Genomic DNA, 23,946 nt, shown 5'->3' with positions numbered 1-23,946 from the left:
TTTCCGGGAAGACTTAAAAACCCGATTTTCGTGTTCCCGTATTATTCGAGGGCGGCAGCTCCGCCGACAATTTCAGTAATTTCCTGAGTAATCGCTGCCTGACGCGCACGGTTGAACGACAGCGACAGGTTGTCGATAATATCGTTCGCGTTATCCGATGCGCTCCTCATGGCAGTTGAACGTGCCGCGTGTTCGGCCGCCTTGGCATCGAGCAGAGCACCGTAGATCTGCCCTTCTGCGTAGAGTGGCAGCAGTTTATCAAGCACTTCGTCTTCATCAGGTTCATAGGCATAATTGGTCTTCTTTGTTGCCTTGCTCAATACATTCTGTATCGGAAGAAGCTGGCTGTCGACAAGCCTCTGTGTCATCGCATTGACAAAATGGTTATAGATCAGATGCAGTGCATCAATTTTTTTATCATCATAAAGTGCAACCATTTTCCTTGCCAGTCCAATCGTATCATCAAAAGTCAGTATATCCGGCATGTCCGTCTGGCTGTAAACGACCGGGTAATTGCGTTTCCTGAAAAAATTCAGCCCAACCTTACCGGTGACAATAATGGTATATTCCTCCGGGGAGTGATGGTTTTTCCGAATCAGCTCCTGGGTATATTTCAGGATATTACCATTGTAAGCTCCGGCAAGTCCGCGGTCGGCGGTGATCACAAAATAGGCGGCCTTTTTTACCGGACGGCTCTCAAGCATGGGATGCCTGCTGTTTGCCTCTGACTGTTTTCCGCTGGCAATACTGGCAACGACTTCTTTCAGGCCTTCCATGTAAGCCGCGTAATTCTGCGCACTGTTCTGTGCATGATTGAGCTTCGCAGCCGAAACCATCTGCATGGCTTTGGTAATTTTGCGCATCTTTTTGGTAGAAGCGATCTTCTCCTTAATGTCGCGCATCGAAGGCATATTCGTTCACCACCTTTTAATCCTGAATCAGGTTATTCAGCATGTGTTGCTGCGAAGGTTTTCTTGAATGCAGTGATCGCCTTTTCGAATTCCTTTGCGTCCGGAAGATTTCCTGTCTTCCTGATCTTTTCAGGGAGTTCCGGAACATTCTGTTTCAGGTAAGCGAGAAATTCCTTTTCAAAACGTTTGATGTCACCGATCGGCACATCATCGATAAATCCTTTGGTTAATGCGTAAAGGACAACGACCTGATCTTCAACAGGATAGGGTTTGTGGATGTCCTGTTTCAGGACTTCAACTGTACGGGCACCACGATCCAGCTTGGCTTTTGTCGCTTTATCCAGATCAGAACCGAACTGTGAGAAGGCTTCAAGTTCACGGTAAGAAGCCAAATCCAGTTTCAGTGTACCAGCAACTTTCCTCATTGCCTTGATCTGAGCGGCACCACCAACACGGGATACCGATGTACCGGCATCTACCGCCGGACGAATACCTGAGTAGAACAGATTGGATTCAAGGAAAATCTGACCGTCTGTTATCGAAATCACGTTCGTTGGGATGTAAGCTGAGATATCCCCGGCCTGTGTTTCAATGATCGGCAGCGCGGTAATGGAACCGCCGCCGAGTTTATCACTCAGTTTTGCCGCACGCTCGAGCAGTCTTGAGTGCAGGTAAAACACATCGCCAGGGAAGGCTTCACGGCCCGGCGGACGGCGAAGCAGCAAGGAAAGTTCACGGTATGCCGCTGCCTGCTTGGAAAGGTCATCATAGACAATCAGAACGTGCTTGCCGTTGTACATGAATTCCTCACCCATTGTGACGCCGGCATAAGGTGCCAGATAAAGCAGCGGCGCCGGCTCGGAAGCTCCGGCGGAAACGACGATTGTTTTATCCATCACACCATATTTCTTCAGCGTATCGACAACGCCGGCTACTGTTGATTCCTTCTGGCCGATAGCGACGTAAATACTGATGACATCCTGATCTTTCTGGTTGATGATCGTATCGACCGCAATCGCCGTCTTACCGGTCTGACGGTCACCAATGATCAATTCACGCTGGCCGCGTCCAATCGGAATCATGGAATCGATCGCTTTAATTCCGGTCTGCAGCGGTTCGAATACGGATTTACGATCCATAACGCCCGGCGCTTTTTTCTCAACCGGACGGGTTTTATCTGTAACAATCGGTCCTTTTCCATCAATCGGCTGGCCGAGAGGGTTCACAACCCGGCCGAGCAAAGCCTTACCTACCGGGACCTGCATGATACGTCCGGTACGTTTGACTTCATCACCTTCGTGGATATCTGTATAAGGGCCAAGAATGACGATACCTACATTGTCTTCTTCAAGGTTCTGAGCCAAACCCATGACACCGTTGGAGAATTCAACGAGCTCGCCGGACATGACACGGTCAAGACCGTGGACGCGGGCAATGCCGTCGCCGACAGTGATGACTGTGCCGACTTCGCTCACTTCAACAGTCGATTGATAGTTTTCAATCTGCTGTTTGATCAGCGAGCTGATTTCTTCCGCTTTAATGCTCACGATATTTTCACCCCTGTTTACCTACTTTAATCTCCTGTTTGAATTCTGCCAGTTTGCCGGCAATTGTTCCGTCGTACACTTTGTCACCAATGCGGAGCAGAATGCCGCCGATGATCTCTGATTTCACCTTCACGTGCATGCGGAGCTTTTTACCCAACACCCGGCTGAGTCGGGAAGACAGGTCGCTTTCTTCCTCTTCGTTCAGAGGGACGGCTGTTGTGACCGTCACGTCGAGGATCCCCCGTTTCAGATCCGCCATGTGCGTAAAAGCTTCAAGCACATCACCGATGATCGATTCGCGTTTTCGATCGATGAGCATTCTCAGCAGATTCATAACTTCAGTGCCAGTGGTATTTGCAAAAAGTTTTTCGACCAGTGCTTTCTTATTACCGCCTGAAACCTGCGGATGCGTCAGTATGACGCGGAGATCTTCATTTCCCGTCAGTGTATTCGCGACTGCATTCAACTGGGCTTCAACAGCATCAATGGCGCCGCGTTCTTCAGCTACTTCAAAAAGTGCTTTTGCATAACGGTTCGCTACGATCTGGCTCATTGCTGGTTCCCCACCTGTTTCATCAACTGGTCAATCTCTTCTGTATAATCTTTGGCATTGATCTCTTTTTCAAGCACTTTGGAAGCCAGCATCACGGAGAGATCAGCCACTTCATCACGTATCGAAGCAATGGCTTTGGCCTTTTCACTGTCAATTTCTTCGTGTGCTTCCTTAATCAGGAGATCGGAGCGGTTTTTCGCCGCATCGATAATGCTTTTCGACTCGGCAGCTGCCTGGCTTTTCGCCTGTTCGATCAAGTCTCGCGATTCGCGGCGCATCTTGTCAAGTTCACTTTTCTGCTGATCCAGATATTTCTGAGCTTCATCGCGGTTGCCTTCAGCTTCATTGATCTGATTATTGATATATTTTCTGCGTTTTTCCATTACTCTTGCAATCGGTCCAACAGCCTTCCAGGCAACAAGCGCCATCAGAATCAGAAAAATGACGATTTGAGCCAGAATTGTTCCCAGGGAAAATTGCATATACTCTGCCACTCCTTTCACTCATTGATTGGCCGGCACCCTTTCGGAAAATCCGGTTTTTGTTTCATTTGAAAGAAAGCGGGGGCGATGTGTCCCCCACCTCACTTTTGATCAGCCTACGATCCCGAAGAGAACCAGGATGCCGAATGCGATAGAGATGATCGGCAGGGCTTCAATCAGTCCGAAAAGAATCATGGTCTGGCCAAAGAGTGTGCCCCTTGCTTCCGGCTGACGCGCGATCCCTTCCATATAACGTGCGAACAGAATACTGTCGCCGATACCTGCTGCAAGAGCTCCTAAACCGATCATGAGTGCACCAGCAAGAATTGTAGTCATAGTAAATATTCCTCCCAAAATGTCGATGTTTTTTTCAACACGAAAAACATTTCTTCATGAGCCCGTGCGGCTATTCCGCCGACACTTTCTGCCCGATGTAGACCATGGCCAGTACGGTAAAAATGTAAGCCTGGATCACGCCGACGAAGACTGAAAAGCCCATCCAGGCGGCAAGCGGGAGCGCCGTTAAATACAGTGTACCCTGCCGCAGAATCAGGATCAGCACTTCTCCGGCAAAGATGTTCGCCCACAGACGGGCGGCGTGTGTTACCGGCTTGGCCAGTTCATCAATGATATTAAATGGCAGCATCCATGCATAAGGCTTGAAATAATCTTTTACATAGGTGCCCGGATGCTTCACCACACCTGCGAAGTGAGAATAAATCAAGACAGCTCCGGCCATGGCGACAGTGACGTTCAGGTCCGAAGTCGGTGATTTAAACCAGCTCACTTCATGTGTCGACTTCAGCATATCCGCTGTAATGCCCAGTTGCGGAATCGGTCCTGCTACTTCCGCAGTAACAATGACGATAACGCCCAGCAGGTTGGAGATCATGATAAAGAGGAAAGTCGTCAGGGCAAAGCTGATATACTTGTACGATTCCTTTTTTTCCATCATGATCCCTGTGATCCCGCTAATAAAATCGATCACGTATTCCATCACATTCTGCTTACCCGTCGGCCGGATAGTCAATTTCCGTGTCAGCGCTGTGACAAGCAGAAAAACAAGGATGGCTGCAACCACACTGCCAATAATCACCGTGAGATCAAAGGTCATACCGAGAAACTTAACTTTCGGAGTCAGATCCAAGAGTCTCCCCCCCTTCATCCGAACATAATGTGTTTCTCTTTTCACCGACTGAAGATACAGATTCCTGATAACAGGGCGACACAACCTGTCCGAATCGTATGAAGCGACCCGGCGGACCCGTTCCATTGTATGTAAACTCCGGGCTGCGATACATGTTGCCCGCCCCATTAGAATAGTAGTTATATAAACCGGCTGATCCGCCGGGAAGGTTTGTCGGGGCTTCCCGGTTTCTACAACCAGATTATCCCAGGATTGCAGGATTCAAACATAGACAGAAAAATAATCTCTGTCACTACTCATTTTTTCATAAAAGATTTCAGCGTATAAAAACAGCTGAGCAATCCGAAGAAGAATCCGGCAACCGCAAGAATGGGCAGCCACAGCCGGGATGTACCGAAGCGGTGGTCCAAATAATTTCCGCCCAGCGCGCCGATAATGATAAAGGCGAAAATTTCAAATCCCATGGCACTGACGACGGCGGCCATATAAAGTGGATTATCCTTCTTATCGCCCTTCATGATTCAGCCTCCCGATGATTCAAACATTCGCCGGCTTACCGAAAAACGTGGGACATGACACAAATTATGCATATTTGTGTCTGACAGAATTGAGAAAAAAGAGCGGGTCCATCTGTGCCGCAGCTAAACGAGCGCTACCTTTTCATTTTATCGAAAGCGCTGTCTTAATGTCAACATATACCGACATTTTTTTGTGATATTAGTCATTGAAGATGTCAGCGTATGGTACATGGAAGATCAACTCCGCTTTTTCTCTATAATTAAAATTCTAAACCATTTTTCTTGATCACTGCACAGTTGAAATGTGACAAAACAAGAACAAAGAAAATATATACCGCAATTTTTTCTGCCGGTGAAAAATATTTTTCATTGTTGTTATTTAGTGCCAAATAGTCGGTCTCCAGCATCGCCAAGCCCGGGAATAATATAGCCATGTTCATTCAACCGTTCATCGAGCGCCGCGAGATAAATATCTACGTCCGGATGGGCCTCCTGAACCATCTTTACCCCTTCCGGAGCACCGATCAGGCACATCAGCTTGATATTACCGGCTCCATGCTTCTTCAAGAGCGTAATCGTCTCAGCTGCCGTGCCGCCTGTCGCCAGCATGGGATCAACGATAATCAGGTCACGTTCGGCGATGTCGGTCGGCATTTTAAAATAATATTCTACCGGTTTAAGTGTATTCGGGTCACGGAAAAGGCCAACATGACCGACTTTTGCCGCAGGAATCAGATTAAGCATGCCATTGACCATACCGAGTCCGGCGCGGAGAACCGGAACAATGCCTAGCTTTTTTCCGGTCAGTTGATACGCTTTTGCTTTTGCAACAGGTGTCTGAACCTCTACCTCTTCAAGCGGCAGGTCACGTGTGATTTCAAAAGCCATCAGCATCGCAATTTCGTCAACAAGTTCGCGGAAGGCCTTGGTTCCGGTCTCCTTATTGCGAATCATGGTCAGTTTATGCTGTATCAGCGGGTGATCCAGTACAACCAGCTTTCCCATATTTCTCACCCCCATTTCATCATTCTGTGGCTTGATCACCGCCTGATGATGCCCGCCCCCGTTCCTGAATCATACCCGGGACGGACTCTCCAGTCAGCGCAGCCAATATATATAATAGAGGAAACCTGACCCGTCTGCCACCTCGTCAGGCAAAAACACCGGCACCCTGCGCATAGAGCGGGTGTTTCTCAGTCAGTGCAGCTGCACGGCCGGCCGCCTCTTTCAATACCGCCTCATCATCCGGGTGTTTCAGAGCCGCTGCAATAATGGAGGCCACTTCTTTCATATCCTCTTCTTTGAATCCACGTGTCGTCACAGCCGGTGTCCCCATACGGATGCCACTGGTGACAAACGGTTTTTCCGGATCGAATGGAATGGTATTTTTATTCGTTGTAATGCCGATGCTGTCCAGCACGGCTTCTGCTTTTTTCCCGGTAATACCCAGATTGCGGACATCCACGAGGACGAGATGATTATCCGTTCCACCTGATACAAGATTCAGACCATTTTCCTGGAGAGCTGCCGCAAACGCTTTGGCGTTGGCAACGATCTGTGCCGAATACGTTTTGAATGCCGGCTGCAGATCTTCACCGAATGCCACAGCTTTCGCTGCAATAATGTGCATCAACGGTCCGCCCTGGATGCCCGGGAAGATCGCCTTGTCCAGCTTTTTCGCAAATTTTTTCTTGCAGAAGATCATTCCGCCGCGTGGCCCGCGCAGGGTTTTATGCGTCGTGGTGGTGACAAAATCGCAATACGGGATCGGGCTCGGATGCAGACCGGTCGCAACAAGTCCGGCGATGTGTGCCATGTCGACCATCAGATAAGCACCGATTTCGTCGGCAATTTCGCGAAATTTCTTAAAGTCGATAATACGCGGGTAAGCGCTGGCACCGGCAACGATCAGTTTTGGCCTGTATTTCAGGGCCTGGCTGCGCACTTCGTCATAATCAATGCGCTGCGTGTCCCTTCTTACTCCGTAATCAACAAAATGATAGAGCTGACCGCTGAAATTGACTTTACTGCCATGAGTCAGGTGCCCGCCATGTGAAAGGCGCATGCCAAGCACGGTGTCGCCCGGTTCCAGAATCGTGTCATAAACCGCCATATTCGCCTGAGCACCTGAATGGGGCTGGACGTTAACGTGTTCTGCACCAAACAGCTTCAGTGCTCTGTCTCTTGCCAGGTTTTCTACAATATCGACGTATTCACAGCCACCGTAATAGCGATGTCCGGGATAACCTTCTGCATATTTATTGGTCAGAACCGAGCCTGCTGCTTCGAGTACGGCTTCACTGACAAAATTTTCTGAGGCAATCAATTCAATCTTCCTTCTCTGCCTGCCCAGTTCCTGCTCGATTGCCTTGAAAACTTCCGGATCCTGCTGTTTCATGCTTGTCATGAATGAGTTGCACTCCTCTCAGAAATTAGGGATAGTAAATGATCAGGTGGGTTTCCTGTTCGAAAAGTCTGATTCATGTAAAGTTTATCACATTTTCTCCTAATTAAGTAAAAGAAATCGGCCGAACAGGTCGATTCGTGTCCGGCTTTACGCAATGGCTGAATACGGAGCTTGCGGAACAGCGTGAGGCATTCAGCCCATTGCTCCATTTATCAGTCGGAACGCACCATGATTCAGCCGGATGATCTGTTGATCCGGGCGCGGGTTCTGAATTTCCGTCTGAGGGTGAGGGTATGAAAAAGCAGAAGAACGGATTGGGATCGACTCCGTTCTCCTGTTTATAAACAGGTGCGGCCCGAGGTTTCTTTTTCCGGATAGACCGCACGTTCGCCGCCGATCAGCTTCGGGCGGGTGCGGGCCATGACAAGATGGGCCTCGCCGATCTGCCTGACCTGACTTCTGACCGGTACGGCTACGTGTTTCAGATGCATGCCGATCAGCGTGTCACCGATATCCAGTCCGCCATCGGCACGGATAAATTCCACAACGACCGGATGGGAAAGATGTTCCCAGGCATAGGCGGCCATCGAGCCTCCGGCGTGTGGAATCGGGCGGACGGTAACAGGATCGAAATGCCGTTGTTCGGCGACTTCCCGGTCCAGCACAAGGGCCCGGTTCAGATGCTCGCAGCACTGAAAGGCAAAATGTACACCTGTCCGGTCGTGGCAGGTTTTTATTGCCTGATATATGGCGGCAGCGATCTCCGGCGAACCGGATGTGCCGATTCGGTTGCCGCGTACTTCACTTGTACTGCAGCCAAGAACCAGTAAATGGCGTTCATCAAAAGGCATAGCCGCGGCCAGATCGTTCAGCGCGCGGCCAACTTCATCTATGAGCTGCTGACTGTAATTTTCCATCATCATGTCCTTCCCAGAGTACAGGCGTTCATTTCTATTACAATTATAACAGCTTGCGCCAACTTGGGCAGGATTATGTCATTTCCCGGGAAATTTTGGCGGAATCCACAGGGCGGCGTCGTAGGAAGGCTGATTACAGATGAAGATGGAAGATCAGTTTCAACCCGAAAAAGAGCAGAATCAGCCCGCCAATCATTTCGCCAAACCGGCCAAAATAATTTTTTGTACGCCTCCCTAAATAAAAGCCCGTCCAGGCCATGATCATACTGACCACACCGAAAAGAAGAATAGCCGCCACCCCGCGCGCGCCGAACAGGCCCATGCTCAGACCGACGGAGAAACTGTCGATACTGACGCTCATGGAAAAGAGCAGCATGCCCGTATCCGATGTGATATCCAGTTCCCTGCCACTCTTTTTCCGGCTGAGTACGGTAAAAATCATCTGGGCACCGATCAGAAGAAGCAGAATGCCCCCGGCGATGGCGGCAATCTCGCCAAATTGATCAGAGAGCAGATGTCCGAGTATCATACCTGACAGGGGCATCAGCATGTGAAAAAGCCCGATCCACAAGCCGGTTTTTGCTACATTCCGTATGCGTGAGTCCGTCATTCCCATCCCCATACATACGGAAAAAGCGTCCATACCCAGTGCCAGTGCCATCATAAGAATGGCAAATCCCTGCCCAATCAGCTGTTCGACCATGGCTGTTCCCCTTTCCAGTCCCATGATGCAATTTATGCATGTCCCGGGATGGTTAGAAGGAGAAAAGGGGATCCCGATCAGGAATCCCCTTAATTAAACGTTTATTTTATTCAACAATTCTACCGCCTGCCGCTTTAGACAGCCGGTTCATAATCGCTTTACCGATTCCGGTTTCGGGAAGGTTTCACTGTAGATCACGTTGACTTTTTTCGAATTAAAATCACGGAGGACCGCAAACAGCCGGTGGGCAACAGTTTTCAGGTCACTGCGTCTGCCGCAGCAGAGGACGACGTCCGCTTCCGGGAAGGCTTCACGGTTTTCTTCCGTTGTCAGAACGCCTACCCGCCGTTCGCTATTCTTTTCGTCGGTAATCAGTTCCTGAATTTTTTCTTTACCGGCCGGAACAAGAAGCATGGTTGCGTCCGGGGCATAGTGCTTATATTTCATTCCGGGCGCTTTCGGAATCTGATCAGGCCGGGTCAGGCCGGGGTCATCAGCTACCGTACCGGCCACCTGTTCCAGCTGCTCTTTGGAAATACCGCCGGGGCGCAGAATTGTAATCGGGGTCAATGTGCAATCAACGACGGTCGATTCAACCCCGACGCCCGTCTCTCCGCCATCGATGATTCCAGCAATTTTTCCATTCAGATCGTGATAAACGTGTTCGGCTTTAGTTGGGCTCGGGTGCCCCGAACTGTTAGCAGACGGTGCGGCAATCGGCAGCCCGGATGCCAGAATCAGGGCACGGGCAACCGGATGGGCCGGCATTCGGACGGCAACAGTAGACAGTCCGGCAGTCACGGTATCCGATACCTCACCGCGTGAAGGAAGAACAAGCGTCATCGGTCCGGGCCAGAAGGCATCCATCAGTTTTTTCGCCATCGGATTAATATCTGTACAGATTTCCCGTACCTGCTCCGTCGTGGCGACATGGACAATCAGCGGGTTGTCGCTTGGTCTGCCTTTTGCTTCGTAGATTTTCCTGACTGAGTCCCTGAATTTAGCGTTTCCGCCCAGGCCATAGACGGTCTCCGTCGGGAAGGCGATGATTTCACCTCTTGCAAGACAGGCGGCCGCCTCCCTGATCTGCGGGTCGTCCGCGAGACCTTCAGCCCCGGGGTCCACCCGCCACAGTTTTGTCTCTGTCATTTTTTGTGATCCCCTTTTTTCCGCATTAAGGAGACCGGCGTCTCTGCCGGCCTCACAATATAATCAGTATAACACAATGTGTCTATGAGTCTGTGATGATGCTCTGAATCAGTCAAACAGTTGTCGTATTTTGTTGAAAAGATCGCCGGCGAAAGACCGAACTTCAATCTTTTTTTCTGATTTTTCCCGTTCAGGTTCCGCAGCTTGTGTCTCCGGCATTGCCGAACTTGCCTGTGCAGGGACGGCCTCACTGTTTGAAAAGTCGAGGAAACAGAGCGGCGGGAAGAGCACACACCACCAGTTTGCCCCCTTTCCATCGCCGAGGGTAATGACAAGGGCCTTATATTCACCGGCAGGATATACGTACTCCCCGTACATTTTAGTTGGAAAATCCGCCTGACCGAGTTTGATCGTAAAGGTGGGGTCGGCATGAACCCTGCGCAGTGTACGCATGACGGTCTGTCGCAGTTCAGGCAGATGCGCGTGGATGATTTTCTCGGCCTGTTCCGGGGATTCCAGATTCTGCACCCATCCGCTGATATCGCGGTTGACCGCATCGCGTACCTGACGCTTGACCACCTGATCGGCCGGCGAATCGCTGTTTGCCAGGATGCGCAGCCGGATTGCGTCTTTCGGAATCGGGCCCTGATCATCCGCCCTGGACGAATGGCTCTGAGTAAAAAACAGGACGCCTGTGAGAATAATAGTGAATAGAAAAATAAGTGCCAGTGATCTTTTCATCCTTCCCGCCTCCTTACCCGACAGTGTGGGCAGGAAGCGGAACGATTAAACCTGTTGTACGACTTTATTTTTTTCGAAGGACAGCCAGGACATTACGGTCCAGTCCCGCAATATCCTTTTCGACTGCCAGCGCTTCGATCCGATTAGGAAAAGTGCTCCGGATCAGCCCGGAGATGGCCTGCCCCTGTTCCGCACCGATTTCAAAGCCAAGGAGGAAAAGCGGACCGGTGGAAAAAGCAGTTACTCCCCGGAGGATCTGCCGGTAACAGTCCAGCCCGTCTCCCCCGCCGAAAAGAGCCAGATGCGGCTCGAAATCTTTAACCGTATCGTCCAGCTGCTCCATCCCGGTGCGGGAGATATAGGGCGGATTTGACACGAGAATATCATAGTGCAGGCCGGCGAGCGGCACGGTCAGGTCCCCCGGGCGAAAGTCAACTTTTGCACCCAGGTGGCGCGCATTTTCTCCGGCAACAGCCAGTGCCTCGCAGGAGATATCCGTTGCCGTGACGTGCCAGTCCGGATGTTCCAGGGCGAGCGTAATAGCAATCGCCCCGCTTCCGGTACCGATATCGCAGACCTCAAGTTTTTTATCTGGGAAAAAACGCCCGGCCCATTTTCCGATGCGATAGACCAATTCTTCTGTTTCCTGACGCGGGATCAGTACGGCAGGCGTGACTTTAAACATGCGCCCGTAAAAGGGCGCATGTCCGAGCATATACTGGACAGGTGCGCCGGTTTTCACATGTTCCGCAACGCGTTCCCGAAACCATGCCTCATCCTGCCGGGTGAGCAGGTCACGGTTATTGACGAACAGGTCGGTTCGCGACAGGTGCAGCCGGGAGCAGAGCAGAATTTCACCAATATTTTCATCTCGATGATTTTCTTTTAAAAAAGCAGATGCCCATTTGAGCGCTTCATATCTCCTGAGTGTCATCGGGTATCCGCCTGCTCCATTTTTTTCGACTGATCGTCCATGATTAAAGCATTTATGATCTCGTCCAGATTGCCGCTCAGGACCTGGTCCAGCTGATGAATCGTCAGGCCAATCCGGTGGTCGGTCACCCGGTTTTGAGAAAAATTATAGGTCCGGATCCGCTCGGAACGATCGCCCGTTCCGACGGCCGATCTCCGGGTGGAGTCGTATTTTTCCTGCGCTTCTCTCTGATACTTGTCATATACACGGGCACGCAGGACTTTCATCGCTTTTTCCTTATTCTTGATCTGTGAGCGTTCTTCCTGACAGGAGACGACAATGCCTGTCGGGATGTGCGTCAGCCGGATAGCGGACATCGTCGTATTGACACTTTGTCCTCCCGGTCCGCTCGACGCGAACCGGTCCACCCGGATATCTTTTTCATTCAGATTGACCTCGACTTCCTTTGCTTCCGGAAGCACGGCGACGGTTGCGGTTGATGTGTGGATCCGGCCGCCGGACTCTGTTTCCGGGACGCGCTGGACCCGGTGAGCCCCGTTTTCATATTTCAGCCGGGACCAGGCGCCCCGTCCGCTGATCATAAAAACAATTTCCTTATACCCGCCGATACCGTTAGGACTGGCATCAATGACTTCCGTCTTCCATTGATGATGTTCAGCATAGCGCGAGTACATGCGGAACAGATCACCGGCAAAAAGTGCCGCCTCATCGCCGCCGGCCGCGCCGCGGATTTCAACAATAACGTTGCGGCTGTCATTCGGATCTTTCGGAATCAGGAGCTGCCTGAGCTGTTTTTCCAACCTGCTTTTTTCTTTTTCCAGGCGGGCAATCTCATCGCGGACCATGCCTTTCATCGCATCATCCAGAGATTCGTCAAGCATCGACTTCGACTCATTAAGCTCGTGATCCGCCTTCTGGTAGTGACGATAAACAGCAACGGTTTCCTGCAGATCAGACTGCTCCTTCGAATATCGGCGCAGTTTATCATGATCGCTGATCACCTCCGGATCGGCGAGCAGCTGATTTAATTTTTCATAGCGTTCTTCCATGGATTGCAAACGTTCAAACATTTTTCCACCTCATCCGTCACAGAGAAAACGCTTTACGGGCTGTTTCTCTACCCATCATTATATGATATGCGACTTCAGACCGTCAAAGAGCGGGGATACCGTCAGATCGGCGGATGAGCGTAGCAGTGACGGCAAACCGGATAGTAGCTTTCGTTACCGCCGATCTGGATCTGTTCTCCTTCGTAAATGGGCTTGCCGTCTTTGTCAATCCGCAGATTCATCGTCGCCTTCCGTTCACAGAACCAGCAGATCGTCTTCATTTCCTCTATCTTGTCGGCATAGATCAGGAGATATTTACTGCCTTCGAACAGTTCATTGCGAAAATCATTTTTCAGCCCGAAACCCATGACCGGAATGTGGCAATCATCGACAATCCGGGCAAGCTGAAGGACGTGCGCTTTGGTCAGAAATTGCGCTTCATCGACAAGGACGCAGTGCGGCCGCGGCTGATAATCGGCTACGATACGGTAAATATCTGTTTCTTGAAAAACAGGAATAGCCGGGCGTTTAAACCCGATCCGGCTGGAGATCGATCCTACCTCCTCCCTGTCATCCAGACCTGAGGTAAACAGCAGGACCGACTTCCCCTGCTCCTCATAATTATGAGCTACTTTAATAATCTCTATTGATTTTCCACTGTTCATCGCACCATATTTAAAAAAGAGCTGTGCCATCGCATGCATTTTCCTTTCTCTGTACCGGATTCGGTCCGACTTTTCTGTGATTCGGACCGACTTTTTCCGGATTTGGACCAACTTTTCTGTGGTTCGGACCGACTTTTTCCGGATTTGGACCAACTTTTCTGTGATTCGGACCGACTTTTTCCGGATTGGGATCAACTTTTCAGGAATTCGGATCAACTTTTTCCGGATTTGGACCAACTTTTTCCGAAGATTCGGATCAACTTTTTCCGAAGATTCGGTCCGACTTTTCTGTGGTTCGGACCGACTTTTTCCGGATTCGGTCCGACTTTTTCCGGATTCGGACCGACTGTCCGGCTTCCGGAAGTACCTATACAAAAAGCAGACAGGAGATCCTGCCTGCAGATTCATCTTTTTCATAAATCGGGCAAATAAAAACGGCTGATTCCGCCGGGCAGCGAAAAGTGCCGTTTCTTTTCCGGAGCAACTTATTTGATATTGTATTTCCGTTTAAACCGATCGACACGTCCGCCTTTGTCTGCGAATTTCTGGCGGCCTGTGTAGAATGGATGTGAGTCGGAACTTACTTCGACAGTGATTAGCGGGTATTCGTTACCGTCTTCCCATTTAACTGTCTGATTGGATGTTTTGGTTGATCCGCTCAAAAACTTAAAACCGGTACTTGAATCCATAAATACAACCTTATGATAGTCGGGATGGATACCTGGTTTCAATTCATTCATCTCCTTTGCGCCCTGATTAATCTTCCAAACCAGAGTCAGTTCATTATGCACAACGAGTATTATATCAGCCGGATAAGCAATTTGCAAGCTGACGTTTGAGATGAGGATGGGTTCGGCGGCCCTTCCTCACATTTTTCCTGTACTTACCGCTGTCAGTTTTGTGAGTGTGCGAGTCCGTTTTTCTCTTTTTCAAACAGATCGAAAAATTCCTGATTATTTTTGGTTGATTTGATTCGTTTGTAGAAGTTCTCAACGAATTCAGGGGATTCATCCATCGTCTTGCGCATAGTCCACAGATTATCCAGATGCTCCCGGTCGACAATCAGTTCCTCTTTACGCGTGCTGGAGCGGCGAATGTCAATGGCCGGGAAGATCCGCCGTTCAGCAAGACGGCGGTCAAGATGCAGTTCCATGTTACCTGTACCCTTGAATTCTTCATAGATCACGTCGTCCATCCGTGAACCGGTATCAATCAGCGCGGTGGCAAGAATGGTCAGGCTGCCGCCTTCTTCGATATTGCGCGCAGCCCCGAAGAATTTCTTCGGTTTGTGAAGGGCGGCAGGATCAATACCGCCGGAGAGCGTCCGGCCGCTGGGCGGAATCACGAGGTTATAGGCCCGGGCGAGCCGGGTGATGCTGTCCATCAGAATAACGACATCATGTTTCTGTTCGACGAGGCGCATCGCACGTTCGAGAACAAGTTCCGAAACTTTGACATGGTTCTCCGGTACTTCATCAAAAGTTGAGCTGACGACGTCGCCTTTTACCGAACGTTCAATGTCCGTGACTTCTTCAGGACGTTCATCAACGAGCAGGACAATCAGGTCGACGTCCGGATAATTAAAGGTGATACTGCCCGCAACTTCTTTCAGCAGGGTCGTTTTCCCGGCTTTCGGCGGGGCGACGATCAGCCCGCGCTGGCCAAAACCGACCGGAGCGATCATATCAATAATCCGTGTGGAAAAATTTTCTTTTGAGGTTTCAAGAACCATATGACGGTTGGGATAGAGCGGGGTCAGAGCCGGAAAGTGAACACGTTCCCTGGCCATATCCGGATTTTCTCCGTTGACCGCTTCCACACGAAGCAGTCCGAAATAACGTTCGTTTTCCTTCGGCGGCCGTACTTTTCCGGTCACTTTATCACCGTTACGCAGGTCAAACCTGCGAATCTGCGAGGCGGAGATGTAGATATCTTCCGAGCTTGGCGAATAATTGATTGGCCTTAAAAAGCCGAATCCTTCCGTCGGGATGATATCCAGCACACCTTCCATTAACGACAGACCGTCACTTTCCGCTTCTTTTTTCAGGATCGAAAAAATCAGTTCCCTTTTTGTAAGCTTGCTGTAATAGGAAACTTTGTGCAGTTTAGCCTGCTGATATAATTCTTTAAGTTTCATATTTTCCAATTCTGCCAGTGTAATTGCCATCCTTGCACCACATTTCTTAATATTTATTTTTCATACCTGTACTGTCTGATAGATGATGTTGAGAAGCCGGGTTCGGTCCGCGTGCATGACCGTCCTGTCTGAGAGACTATACCATTTCATTCACTATAGCGGATGTTAAGATTTGCTTTGGAGAAAAGGCAGGAGCTTAAATTAATTGAGTTATGCCTGCTGAGGAGCAGGCGAGCTGGTGATTCATGATTGAAGAGTGCGTGATTTAATCCCATATGACAAATAATCTGTTATTCCTTTACTCAAGTTATTTGTAGCATATTATACCCATTAAATCAACTATTAGTACATAAAAATGCCTGAACAGAGAAAATGGTGAAAAAAACGTTCCGGCCGGCAGCCGGAGTTTTGTTTTTCTCATCCTTTTTTGCACTTCCTGAGAGATAAAAAAATCAGAGAGGATCATTTCCTCTCCGATCATCAGGCGGCCCGTCAGGTAAGATCAGAATCCCATGGGATTGAAACGCTCCAGTTCCTCAACAATGGACTGTATCATCGACATGCCGACAATAACAAGATAGATCGTCTGCGCAATACCGGTCAGGATAAGGGTGATCAGATACGTATAAATCCGGTCGAACCGGTCATTCGATTTACAGGTAAAGGCTATAGAGGTTTCCGGTATGAACAGCAGGAAGATCCCGGCATAGAGCAGCACGAATGATAAGAAATTATTGATATGTACCAGTTCCAGCAGGAAAAACAGAGCCATGACAAAGACACTGAGTGTTGCCTGCCCCATAAACTGACTGACGAAGGTGTGAAACGGCGTGTTCGTTTTAAAAATCAGATGGACAATGGCAAAGACAACCAGCGCTGTAACGAAAATAAAGAATCCTGCCGTGAAAAGCAGTTTAAAAAACATCCCTGTCATATTAGGCAGCGGAACATCAGAAGAGCCAAAATAACCCAGAGTGCTTGAAGCTGCGTTCCGTGTCAGGAGGACAATACCGAGCGAAAAGAAGAAAGAGTAAAGCACCATGCTGATATAGCCGTATAAGCGACTGGTCTCTTCGTAGGATGCGTTAACCGGATGTTTCAGAGTCCGGATCAGGAATCCCCAGTAACTTTTCGCGATTTTTTTCCCCTTGCTGGCGGCAGCGTTAATCTGATCTCCGGTTGCTGCCCGATTGCTGCTCGCGCTGTGACCCGTCGCGGCTGTCTGCTGTGCTGCCTGCAGCGGCGTCCCGCAGTGTGTGCAGAATTTACTGTCGTCATCATTTTCCCGTCCACAATTCGGACATTTCATAGTGTAACCCCCACATCAAGACTTATTTAATTTATAAATAACTGCGAAAAATAAATAGACTCTATCATTGTAAATATAAACCTATTGAAAATCAATCATAGTTTGAAAATTTCCCCATAAATGCCGACAGCGGGATTCGCCGGGCGGCTGTCCATCGCTTCCGCGCAAAAAGAAGATTCCGTTTACCGGAATCTTCTTTACCTGTTCCTGTTTGTTTGCTGTTCAGGCAAGGGCTCGGCCCTTACCATTACTCCTGCTCTCTGATGTTCTCGCGTATTTCAGATTCATCGGCATGCTCACGCCAGACGTGTGCGCCAATGCTGCTCAGTTTTTCCATAATATGATCGTATCCGCGGTCAACATGCTCCACACCGCTGATTTCTGTTATGCCGTCTGCCATCAGACCGGCAACAATTAACGACGCGCCGGCACGCAGATCAGTGGCTCTGACTTTCGCACCCTGAAGGCTCGTGATACCGGTGAGGATCGCTGAACGCCCTTCAAGTTTGACATCCGCCCCCATCCGGCGCAGTTCATCGATATGTTTAAATCGGGCGCCGTAAATCGTATCGGTAATGATGCTTGTTCCCTCTGCCTGGGTCAGGAGAGAGGTAATCGGCTGCTGCAGGTCCGTCGGGAATCCGGGATAAACCAGCGTTTTGACATCCACCGCCTTGAGCGGTCCCTTGCTTTTCGATACGAGCATCTGGTCCTCACCGGTCTGCACGTCCGCACCCATTTCACGGAGCTTCGCCGTGAGAGATTCGACATGCTGAGGGATGACGTTATCAATCAGCAGTTCACGACCGACTGCCGCACCGATGATCATGAAGGTGCCCGCTTCAATGCGGTCGGGAATAATCATATGGCGGCATCCGTGAAGTTCACGCACGCCTTCTATACGTATGACATCGGTACCGGCACCCTTAATTTTCGCTCCCATACTTGTCAGAAGGGTCGCTACATCAATAATTTCAGGCTCCTTGGCCACGTTTTCGATAATCGTTTTGCCTTCAGCGCAGACAGCGGCAAGCATGATATTGATTGTCGCACCGACACTGACGACGTCCAGGTAGATCCGGGCACCGTGCAGTCGTTCCGCCCGGAGATAGATGGCCCCGCGCTCATTGGTCACTTTCGCGCCGAGCGCTTCAAAGCCCTTGATGTGCTGGTCGATCGGACGCGGACCAAGGTTACATCCGCCCGGCAATCCGATCACTGCTTTGTGGAACCGTCCAAGCATCGCTCCCATCAGATAGTAGGAGGCGCGCAGTTTTTTCACGGCTCCGTTGGGCAGAGGCATATCGACCATGTCACGCGGATCGACAGTCAGCGTATGATTCTGAAAAGAGATCTTCCCACCAATTTCGCGAAGCAGTCTGCAGAGCGTACGGACATCTGATATATCCGGAAGCTGATCAATGGTGACCGGAGAATTGGCTAGAATGGTGGCGGGAATCAGTGCAACCGCACTGTTTTTGGCACCGCTTATCTGAACGGTCCCGGTAAGCTGGTGACCGCCTTCAATAAGTAATTTGTCCATAATCTGTCTACTTTCCTTTCCCATTTTGCACGTATCCCCCTGTTCTTCCCCGGGGAGGCGTGCATCTGGCATAAAGCCGGTTTATGTATCACCTGTGCCGGTCCCATGAACAGCTCTGTCTGATCAGTAAAATGCGTTTCGGACGATGCTGATAACCCTATATAGTATAACATAAAAAAGCCCCCGGCTGAACCTCAATCAGCCGGTTCACGCCAGAGTCACTTCATGCCTGATCGCTGCCATCAGTTCGGCAAGGTCGAACGGTTTGGTAAAACAGGTGATTGCCCCTTCTCCGATTAATTGACTGATCATCTTTTTATCCGTATAAGCCGTCATAATCATCACTTTAATGTCGGAATTTATCCTTTTTATTTCCCTCAGTGCGTCTGCCCCATTTATCCCGGGATATTCATATCAAGCAGAACCAGATCCGGATACTGTTTCCGGACCACTTCAAGGGCCTGTCTGCCGTTTCCAGCCACAATCGGCCGGAAGCCTTCTTTTTTGATACATTCGCTGAGTAAAAGGCGAATGCCGGGCTCGTCATCAACAATCAATATTTCCCCGGATGGTTCCGAATCAACGTGATCCATCTCGATCCCTCCTGATGCTATTCCTGGGCGGCCATGTCTGTCTTCTAAAAGGGTTCTTCGCGGAAACCTGCTTTTCCTGCCTGTTGAAAAAAGAAAAACCGGATGCACAGCATCCGGCCCTTTACTGATCTGTCCTTTATTTGTTTTTCAGTGATGCATGAATAAATTCGCGGAACAGCGGCTCCGGCCGCGTCGGGCGCGATTTAAATTCCGGATGGAACTGGCAGGCCACGAACCACGGATGCCCCTTCAGTTCAATCATTTCAACGAGACGATTATCAGGACTGAGGCCTGAGAAGACAATCCCTTTTTCCTTCATCGCACTGCGGTACTGGTTGTTAAATTCATAGCGGTGACGATGCCGCTGGTAGATGATTTCCTTGTTGTAAGCGCCATAGGCTAATGTACCCTTGCGAAGCTTGCACGGATAGAGACCGAGACGCTGCGTGCCGCCGAGATCTTCTACATCCTGCTGTTCCGGCAGAAGGTCGATAATCGGATCTTCTGCATGTGCATTGAATTCCGCTGAATCCGCACCGCTCAGGCCCAGCACGTTGCGGGCAAATTCGATCGAAGCCAGCTGCATGCCGAGACAGATGCCGAAGAAGGGAACCTTGTGCTCACGCGCGTATTTGATCGCAAGAATCTTGCCTTCGATGCCGCGATCGCCGAATCCGCCGGGAACAATAATGCCGCTGACATCCTTCAGACGGCTCTCGACATTATCCGGGAGCAGATCTTCTGAATTGATATAGGTGACATGCACTTCGGTATCAAAATTGTATCCCCCGTGTTTGAGCGCTTCAACGACAGAGATATAGGCATCCTGAAGTTCTACATATTTCCCGACAAGGCCGATTTTTACCTCATTTTTCGGATGCAGCACTTTGTCAACGAGATCATGCCATTCGGTCATATTCGCATCACCTGCCGGCAAATGAAGCTTTTCGCAGACGATATCATCAAGATGCTGCTCCTGCAGCTGCAGTGGTACCTCATACAGCGTTTCCGCATCCCGTGCCTCGATCACCGCTTCTTTGTCAATGTCGCAGAAAAGAGCGATTTTGTCTTTCATTTCCTGCGGCACCGGGAGTTCCGTACGAACGACAATGACATTCGGCTGAATACCGAGGCTGCGCAGTTCCTTTACACTGTGCTGAGTCGGCTTCGTCTTCATTTCGCCGGCCGCTCTGAGATACGGGATCAGCGTACAGTGGAGATAAAGGACATTGTCGACGCCAACGGAACTTTTGATCTGCCGGATGGCTTCAAGAAACGGAAGGCTCTCGATATCGCCGACCGTACCGCCGATTTCCGTTATCACAACATCGGAATTGGTGGTCTTCCCGGCCCGAAACACGCGATCCTTGATTTCATTCGTGATATGGGGGATAACCTGCACCGTCCGTCCGAGGTAATCGCCGCGGCGTTCCTTTTTCAATACGGATGAATAAATTTTTCCTGTTGTCACATTGCTGTTTTTATTCAGATTAATGTCGATGAACCGCTCGTAATGGCCAAGATCAAGGTCCGTCTCAGCTCCGTCGTCGGTGACGAATACTTCGCCGTGCTGATACGGGCTCATCGTGCCCGGATCGACATTGATGTATGGATCAAATTTCTGAATGGTTACTTTCAATCCCCTGTTTTTCAGCAGCCGGCCAAGGGAAGCAGCCGTAATTCCTTTCCCAAGCGATGACACCACACCGCCGGTTACAAAGATATACTTTGTCATCGTTCACAAATCCCCCTTATCACACCATTCGGTCAGGCGAAGCCTTTGCACCCGGATAATATATGAAATCATGATTAAATTTAAAGAAAATCCTGCCGACTGGTCAGTCGCAGGCAACGCCAGAGACTTTGTTTTCTGAACTTTTTCCCACAAAAATTGATCCTTTTATCAAGTATAAAAAGATCGCGGTTGAGCCTCAGTTGCCTTTACTGTACGTTCCAACAGCTATAAAAAAAGAAAAGCGCTGCCGCTCCTTTTCGGGAGGGCCCGCTCTTTTTCCAAAACGGTCTATAATTAGCCCTTTGCAATTCTAACAAACTTGACCAGATGAATCAAGTAGATTTTTTCCGGTTTCTGTAAGGACCTGAGAGGTTATTCGTTATCCTTATTCATATCGATGGCATTTTTTTTGATCCGGCGGACATCATCATCATCCTGATCACCATAATCCTCTTCATCCGTGTCATCCACATCATCAGAATCATCTTCATCTTCATCGTCGTTATCTTCATCGTAGTCATCGAATCCGTCTTCAGCGATTTTATTCTTCTTGTACTGTTCGTCACCCAGCGTCTTGGCCACATCGTCTTCACGCTGATCGATCGGATACCAGTTACGCAGCGCCCATAAATTATGTCCGACATTCAGAAACCGGCCGTCCAAAGTAAGCGTTGTGTACAGACGTGCGAGCGATTCACCGTGATCGGCCTCGACTTCATCCCTTTTAAGAATCTGATCTGTCATTTCATAAAAGCTTTTCGGTTCTTTAGCTGCCGCCAATATATCATACAGTTGATCTACTTTCGACTTCTCAGCTACATGTTCTCCCACTGAAAACATCCTTTCTTTCGTCCATTGCCCGCATCCGGGCACCTGCCAGGTTCCTGTAAAGAATACAGGCTCCGCGCGTGAAAAGTTATACACTACATACAATAATCCGTATTTATTTGAAAAGCAAGCCCGGGGGCTGAAAAACAGGTATCCGGTTTTCCCCGGTTTTTTCTGCCGGTCTCAGCAGGTGAGCGTTTTCCCCGCTGTGAATGCTCTTGCGCCCTGTCAAACAGGCGAATGACCTTTTTTCCATCTCCTGCATATGATATCTGAAATATCATGACCCTCTCGCCCTTTCATAGAGGATCGTGTCCTTTAAACCACAGACAGTTGCAAGCGTGTCAATCTGAATAGAAAGGGTTGTTCACATGTCCGGATTATCACTGACCCACTGGCTGTATGCTCTTTCCACCCTGGTCATTATCGTGATTATGATCTGTCGCAGGGGAATTGTTATGCCCACCCTGATCGGGACCTTTTTCGTTGCCTCCGTCTATCATTCCTCTGTTATCGATGGGTTGAAAGCCACATTCAATGCCAGCCTGGTGGCCGCGCAGGAGCTGTTCCACATCTTTCTGATTATCACACTGATGATGGCCTTGCTAAAGTCTCTCGGGGACCTGGGGGCAGATCAGAAGATGATTGCTCCCATCCGAAAAGTGATGAAGAACGGCCATTTGTCCTTTCTGATGCTGATCATTGCAACCTATATGATCTCTCTTTTCTTCTGGCCGACACCGGCTGTCCCGCTGATTTGCACGTTGCTGCTTCCTGCTGCGGTGAAAGCCGGGCTGCCCCGGATGGCAGTAGCGATGACTGTTTCAATCGCCGGCCAGGGCATGGCCCTGTCTTCTGATTATATCATGCAGGCCGCACCGGCGCTGACCGCAAAATCGGCGGGGCTGGACGTTAGCCTGGTGGCTGACCGGGCGATGATTCTGTCGCTGATTACAGGTGCGGTTGCCCTGCTGACCGCTTACCTGATGTTCCGCAAGAGCATCCAGCCCGCCGGTCAGCAGCATACCGTCGATGAACCGGCCGATATCCATGGTCCGGGCGCTCGTAAAGGCAGTGGCCCCTCCGTAATCCCTTCAGGAAAAGAAAAATGGTCGCGGATTTTTGCCATCCTTGTTCCCCTGACCCTGCTTGCCATTATGTGCTACATGTTTGCGACAAAACTGTTGCCGAACTCAGGCAGCAGCATGGAAGGGGGAGAAGGTGCAGCCTTTATCGGCGGTGTTGCGGTGATTCTGCTGATCCTGACCTGCATACCGGTCTGGGGTATAGATGCGTTTGACAAAATCAGCCAGCACCTGACGGATGGATTTATTTTCTCCTTCCGGGCCATGGGACCTGTCATCCCGATCTCGGGATTCTTTCTCCTCGGCAGTTCGGATTTCTCAGGCAAGATCTTATCGAATACGCAGGAAGCTCCGGACTTTCTCTTTGATCTTATACAATCCGTTCAGGATAATATCCCGCAAAGCGGATTTCTTGTTGCCGCAGTCATTCTGATTGTGGGTCTCATTACCGGACTGGACGGTTCCGGCTTCTCCGGTCTGCCGCTGGTCGGCGGACTGTCCGCCGCCCTGGCCACCACACAGATTGACGGAACGGCTCTTGCGGCTGTGGGTCAGATGGGAGCCATCTGGAGCGGGGGCGGCACGATTGTTGCCTGGTCATCGCTTGTTGCCATTGCTGCATTCTGCCGCGTCTCGCCTGTTGACCTCGTCAGAAAAAATTTCATCCCGGTGATGGCCGGGTTAATCGTATCGACGCTGATTGCGGTCGTGATCTGGTAACGCATTCGGGTAAAAAAGGGCTATCAGTGCCTTTCGGGACCGGTTTTTTTGGGAAAAAGAGGACAACAAAGCTGCAGCGCCTGCGACTTCGTTTTTCTTCAGGTAGGCATCAGTTATCCGGCCGGGCCCCTTCATTCAGCTGTTCCTCCGTCTGTTTCAGCCGGACCCGCCTAATCAGCCGATCTGAATGAAATGCGCCGGAAATCTATACATTACTGAAATCAGGATATATTATGAGTATACACTCTCCGGAAAGGCTTCCGGAAACACAAG

22 protein-coding genes and 2 pseudogenes are annotated in these 23,946 nt (G+C 50.0%); 1 reads left to right on the top strand and 23 read right to left on the bottom strand.

Features of this window, described 5'->3' with window-relative positions; translation table 11 throughout:
- Window positions 1-41: 41 nt before the first annotated feature.
- The 23 genes and pseudogenes from atpG to rpoE form a co-directional block, all read right to left on the bottom strand.
- Complete coding sequence (atpG, locus tag ABNN70_RS05000; RefSeq protein WP_353948929.1) at window positions 42-911, bottom strand: ATP synthase F1 subunit gamma; 870 nt, start codon at window positions 909-911, stop codon at window positions 42-44.
- A gap of 32 nt (window positions 912-943) precedes the next feature.
- The gene (gene atpA, locus ABNN70_RS04995) at window positions 944-2,458 is read right to left on the bottom strand and encodes a F0F1 ATP synthase subunit alpha (protein ID WP_353948928.1); all 1,515 of its coding nucleotides are present in this window, start codon (window positions 2,456-2,458) and stop codon (window positions 944-946) included.
- 7 nt (window positions 2,459-2,465) lie between these two features.
- Window positions 2,466-3,011: a F0F1 ATP synthase subunit delta gene (locus tag ABNN70_RS04990; protein WP_129928404.1), complete on the bottom strand. Its 546-nt coding sequence runs from the start codon at window positions 3,009-3,011 to the stop codon at window positions 2,466-2,468.
- On the bottom strand, window positions 3,008-3,493 hold the full coding sequence (gene atpF / locus ABNN70_RS04985) for a F0F1 ATP synthase subunit B (RefSeq protein WP_353948927.1): 486 nt from the start codon (window positions 3,491-3,493) through the stop codon (window positions 3,008-3,010). The genes ABNN70_RS04990 and atpF overlap by 4 nt, the downstream gene beginning before the upstream one ends.
- A gap of 111 nt (window positions 3,494-3,604) precedes the next feature.
- The gene (gene atpE, locus ABNN70_RS04980) at window positions 3,605-3,829 is read right to left on the bottom strand and encodes a F0F1 ATP synthase subunit C (RefSeq protein WP_129928406.1); all 225 of its coding nucleotides are present in this window, start codon (window positions 3,827-3,829) and stop codon (window positions 3,605-3,607) included.
- Window positions 3,830-3,899: 70 nt separating this feature from the next.
- Window positions 3,900-4,640, bottom strand: a complete 741-nt coding sequence (atpB, locus tag ABNN70_RS04975) for a F0F1 ATP synthase subunit A (protein WP_353948926.1) — start codon at window positions 4,638-4,640, stop codon at window positions 3,900-3,902.
- A 296-nt stretch (window positions 4,641-4,936) separates the two neighbouring features.
- Entirely contained in the window at window positions 4,937-5,158 is a 222-nt protein-coding gene (locus ABNN70_RS04970) for an AtpZ/AtpI family protein (RefSeq protein ID WP_129928408.1), read from the bottom strand.
- A gap of 375 nt (window positions 5,159-5,533) precedes the next feature.
- A complete protein-coding gene (gene upp / locus ABNN70_RS04965) occupies window positions 5,534-6,163 on the bottom strand; it encodes a uracil phosphoribosyltransferase (protein WP_353948925.1) in 630 nt (209 codons plus the stop codon).
- A gap of 145 nt (window positions 6,164-6,308) precedes the next feature.
- Window positions 6,309-7,565, bottom strand: a complete 1,257-nt coding sequence (gene glyA / locus ABNN70_RS04960; RefSeq protein ID WP_353948924.1) for a serine hydroxymethyltransferase — start codon at window positions 7,563-7,565, stop codon at window positions 6,309-6,311.
- Window positions 7,566-7,903: 338 nt separating this feature from the next.
- Entirely contained in the window at window positions 7,904-8,482 is a 579-nt protein-coding gene (locus ABNN70_RS04955; protein WP_206184261.1) for a TIGR01440 family protein, read from the bottom strand.
- Window positions 8,483-8,615: 133 nt separating this feature from the next.
- Window positions 8,616-9,185 carry a manganese efflux pump MntP family protein gene (locus ABNN70_RS04950; RefSeq protein ID WP_353949382.1) on the bottom strand — a complete coding sequence of 190 codons (570 nt, stop codon included), beginning with the start codon at window positions 9,183-9,185 and terminating at the stop codon, window positions 8,616-8,618.
- Window positions 9,186-9,291: 106 nt separating this feature from the next.
- A pseudogene (locus ABNN70_RS04945) lies at window positions 9,292-10,334 on the bottom strand (L-threonylcarbamoyladenylate synthase).
- 108 nt (window positions 10,335-10,442) lie between these two features.
- Window positions 10,443-11,075: a stage II sporulation protein R gene (spoIIR, locus tag ABNN70_RS04940; RefSeq protein WP_353948923.1), complete on the bottom strand. Its 633-nt coding sequence runs from the start codon at window positions 11,073-11,075 to the stop codon at window positions 10,443-10,445.
- 64 nt (window positions 11,076-11,139) lie between these two features.
- Window positions 11,140-12,009, bottom strand: coding sequence for a peptide chain release factor N(5)-glutamine methyltransferase (prmC, locus tag ABNN70_RS04935; protein ID WP_353948922.1), 870 nt, complete (start codon window positions 12,007-12,009; stop codon window positions 11,140-11,142).
- Window positions 12,006-13,079, bottom strand: a complete 1,074-nt coding sequence (gene prfA / locus ABNN70_RS04930) for a peptide chain release factor 1 (RefSeq protein WP_353948921.1) — start codon at window positions 13,077-13,079, stop codon at window positions 12,006-12,008. The genes prmC and prfA overlap by 4 nt, the downstream gene beginning before the upstream one ends.
- A gap of 101 nt (window positions 13,080-13,180) precedes the next feature.
- A complete protein-coding gene (locus ABNN70_RS04925) occupies window positions 13,181-13,753 on the bottom strand; it encodes a thymidine kinase (protein ID WP_353948920.1) in 573 nt (190 codons plus the stop codon).
- 455 nt (window positions 13,754-14,208) lie between these two features.
- On the bottom strand, window positions 14,209-14,454 hold the full coding sequence (locus ABNN70_RS04920; protein WP_129928418.1) for a type B 50S ribosomal protein L31: 246 nt from the start codon (window positions 14,452-14,454) through the stop codon (window positions 14,209-14,211).
- 161 nt (window positions 14,455-14,615) lie between these two features.
- Window positions 14,616-15,890 (bottom strand): transcription termination factor Rho, encoded by a 1,275-nt coding sequence (gene rho / locus ABNN70_RS04915; protein ID WP_129928419.1) that lies wholly within the window; start codon window positions 15,888-15,890, stop codon window positions 14,616-14,618.
- A 472-nt stretch (window positions 15,891-16,362) separates the two neighbouring features.
- Window positions 16,363-17,169 carry a zinc ribbon domain-containing protein gene (locus ABNN70_RS04910; protein ID WP_353948919.1) on the bottom strand — a complete coding sequence of 269 codons (807 nt, stop codon included), beginning with the start codon at window positions 17,167-17,169 and terminating at the stop codon, window positions 16,363-16,365.
- A 247-nt stretch (window positions 17,170-17,416) separates the two neighbouring features.
- Window positions 17,417-18,712 (bottom strand): UDP-N-acetylglucosamine 1-carboxyvinyltransferase, encoded by a 1,296-nt coding sequence (locus ABNN70_RS04905; protein WP_129928616.1) that lies wholly within the window; start codon window positions 18,710-18,712, stop codon window positions 17,417-17,419.
- Between the two features lie 207 nt (window positions 18,713-18,919).
- Window positions 18,920-19,305, bottom strand: a pseudogene (locus ABNN70_RS04900) (response regulator).
- 136 nt (window positions 19,306-19,441) lie between these two features.
- Window positions 19,442-21,040, bottom strand: coding sequence for a CTP synthase (locus tag ABNN70_RS04895; RefSeq protein WP_353948918.1), 1,599 nt, complete (start codon window positions 21,038-21,040; stop codon window positions 19,442-19,444).
- A gap of 372 nt (window positions 21,041-21,412) precedes the next feature.
- On the bottom strand, window positions 21,413-21,880 hold the full coding sequence (gene rpoE, locus ABNN70_RS04890) for a DNA-directed RNA polymerase subunit delta (RefSeq protein ID WP_353948917.1): 468 nt from the start codon (window positions 21,878-21,880) through the stop codon (window positions 21,413-21,415).
- Window positions 21,881-22,239: 359 nt separating this feature from the next.
- Between rpoE and ABNN70_RS04885 the strand changes: the two genes are divergently transcribed.
- On the top strand, window positions 22,240-23,673 hold the full coding sequence (locus ABNN70_RS04885; protein WP_353948916.1) for a hypothetical protein: 1,434 nt from the start codon (window positions 22,240-22,242) through the stop codon (window positions 23,671-23,673).
- Window positions 23,674-23,946 lie beyond the last annotated feature (273 nt).

The sequence above is a fragment of the Sporolactobacillus sp. Y61 genome, from assembly GCF_040529185.1.
Classification (GTDB): domain Bacteria; phylum Bacillota; class Bacilli; order Bacillales; family Sporolactobacillaceae; genus Sporolactobacillus.
The sequence above is the reverse complement of the archived record's forward strand: the minus strand, read 5'-3'. Positions and strand labels throughout refer to the sequence as shown.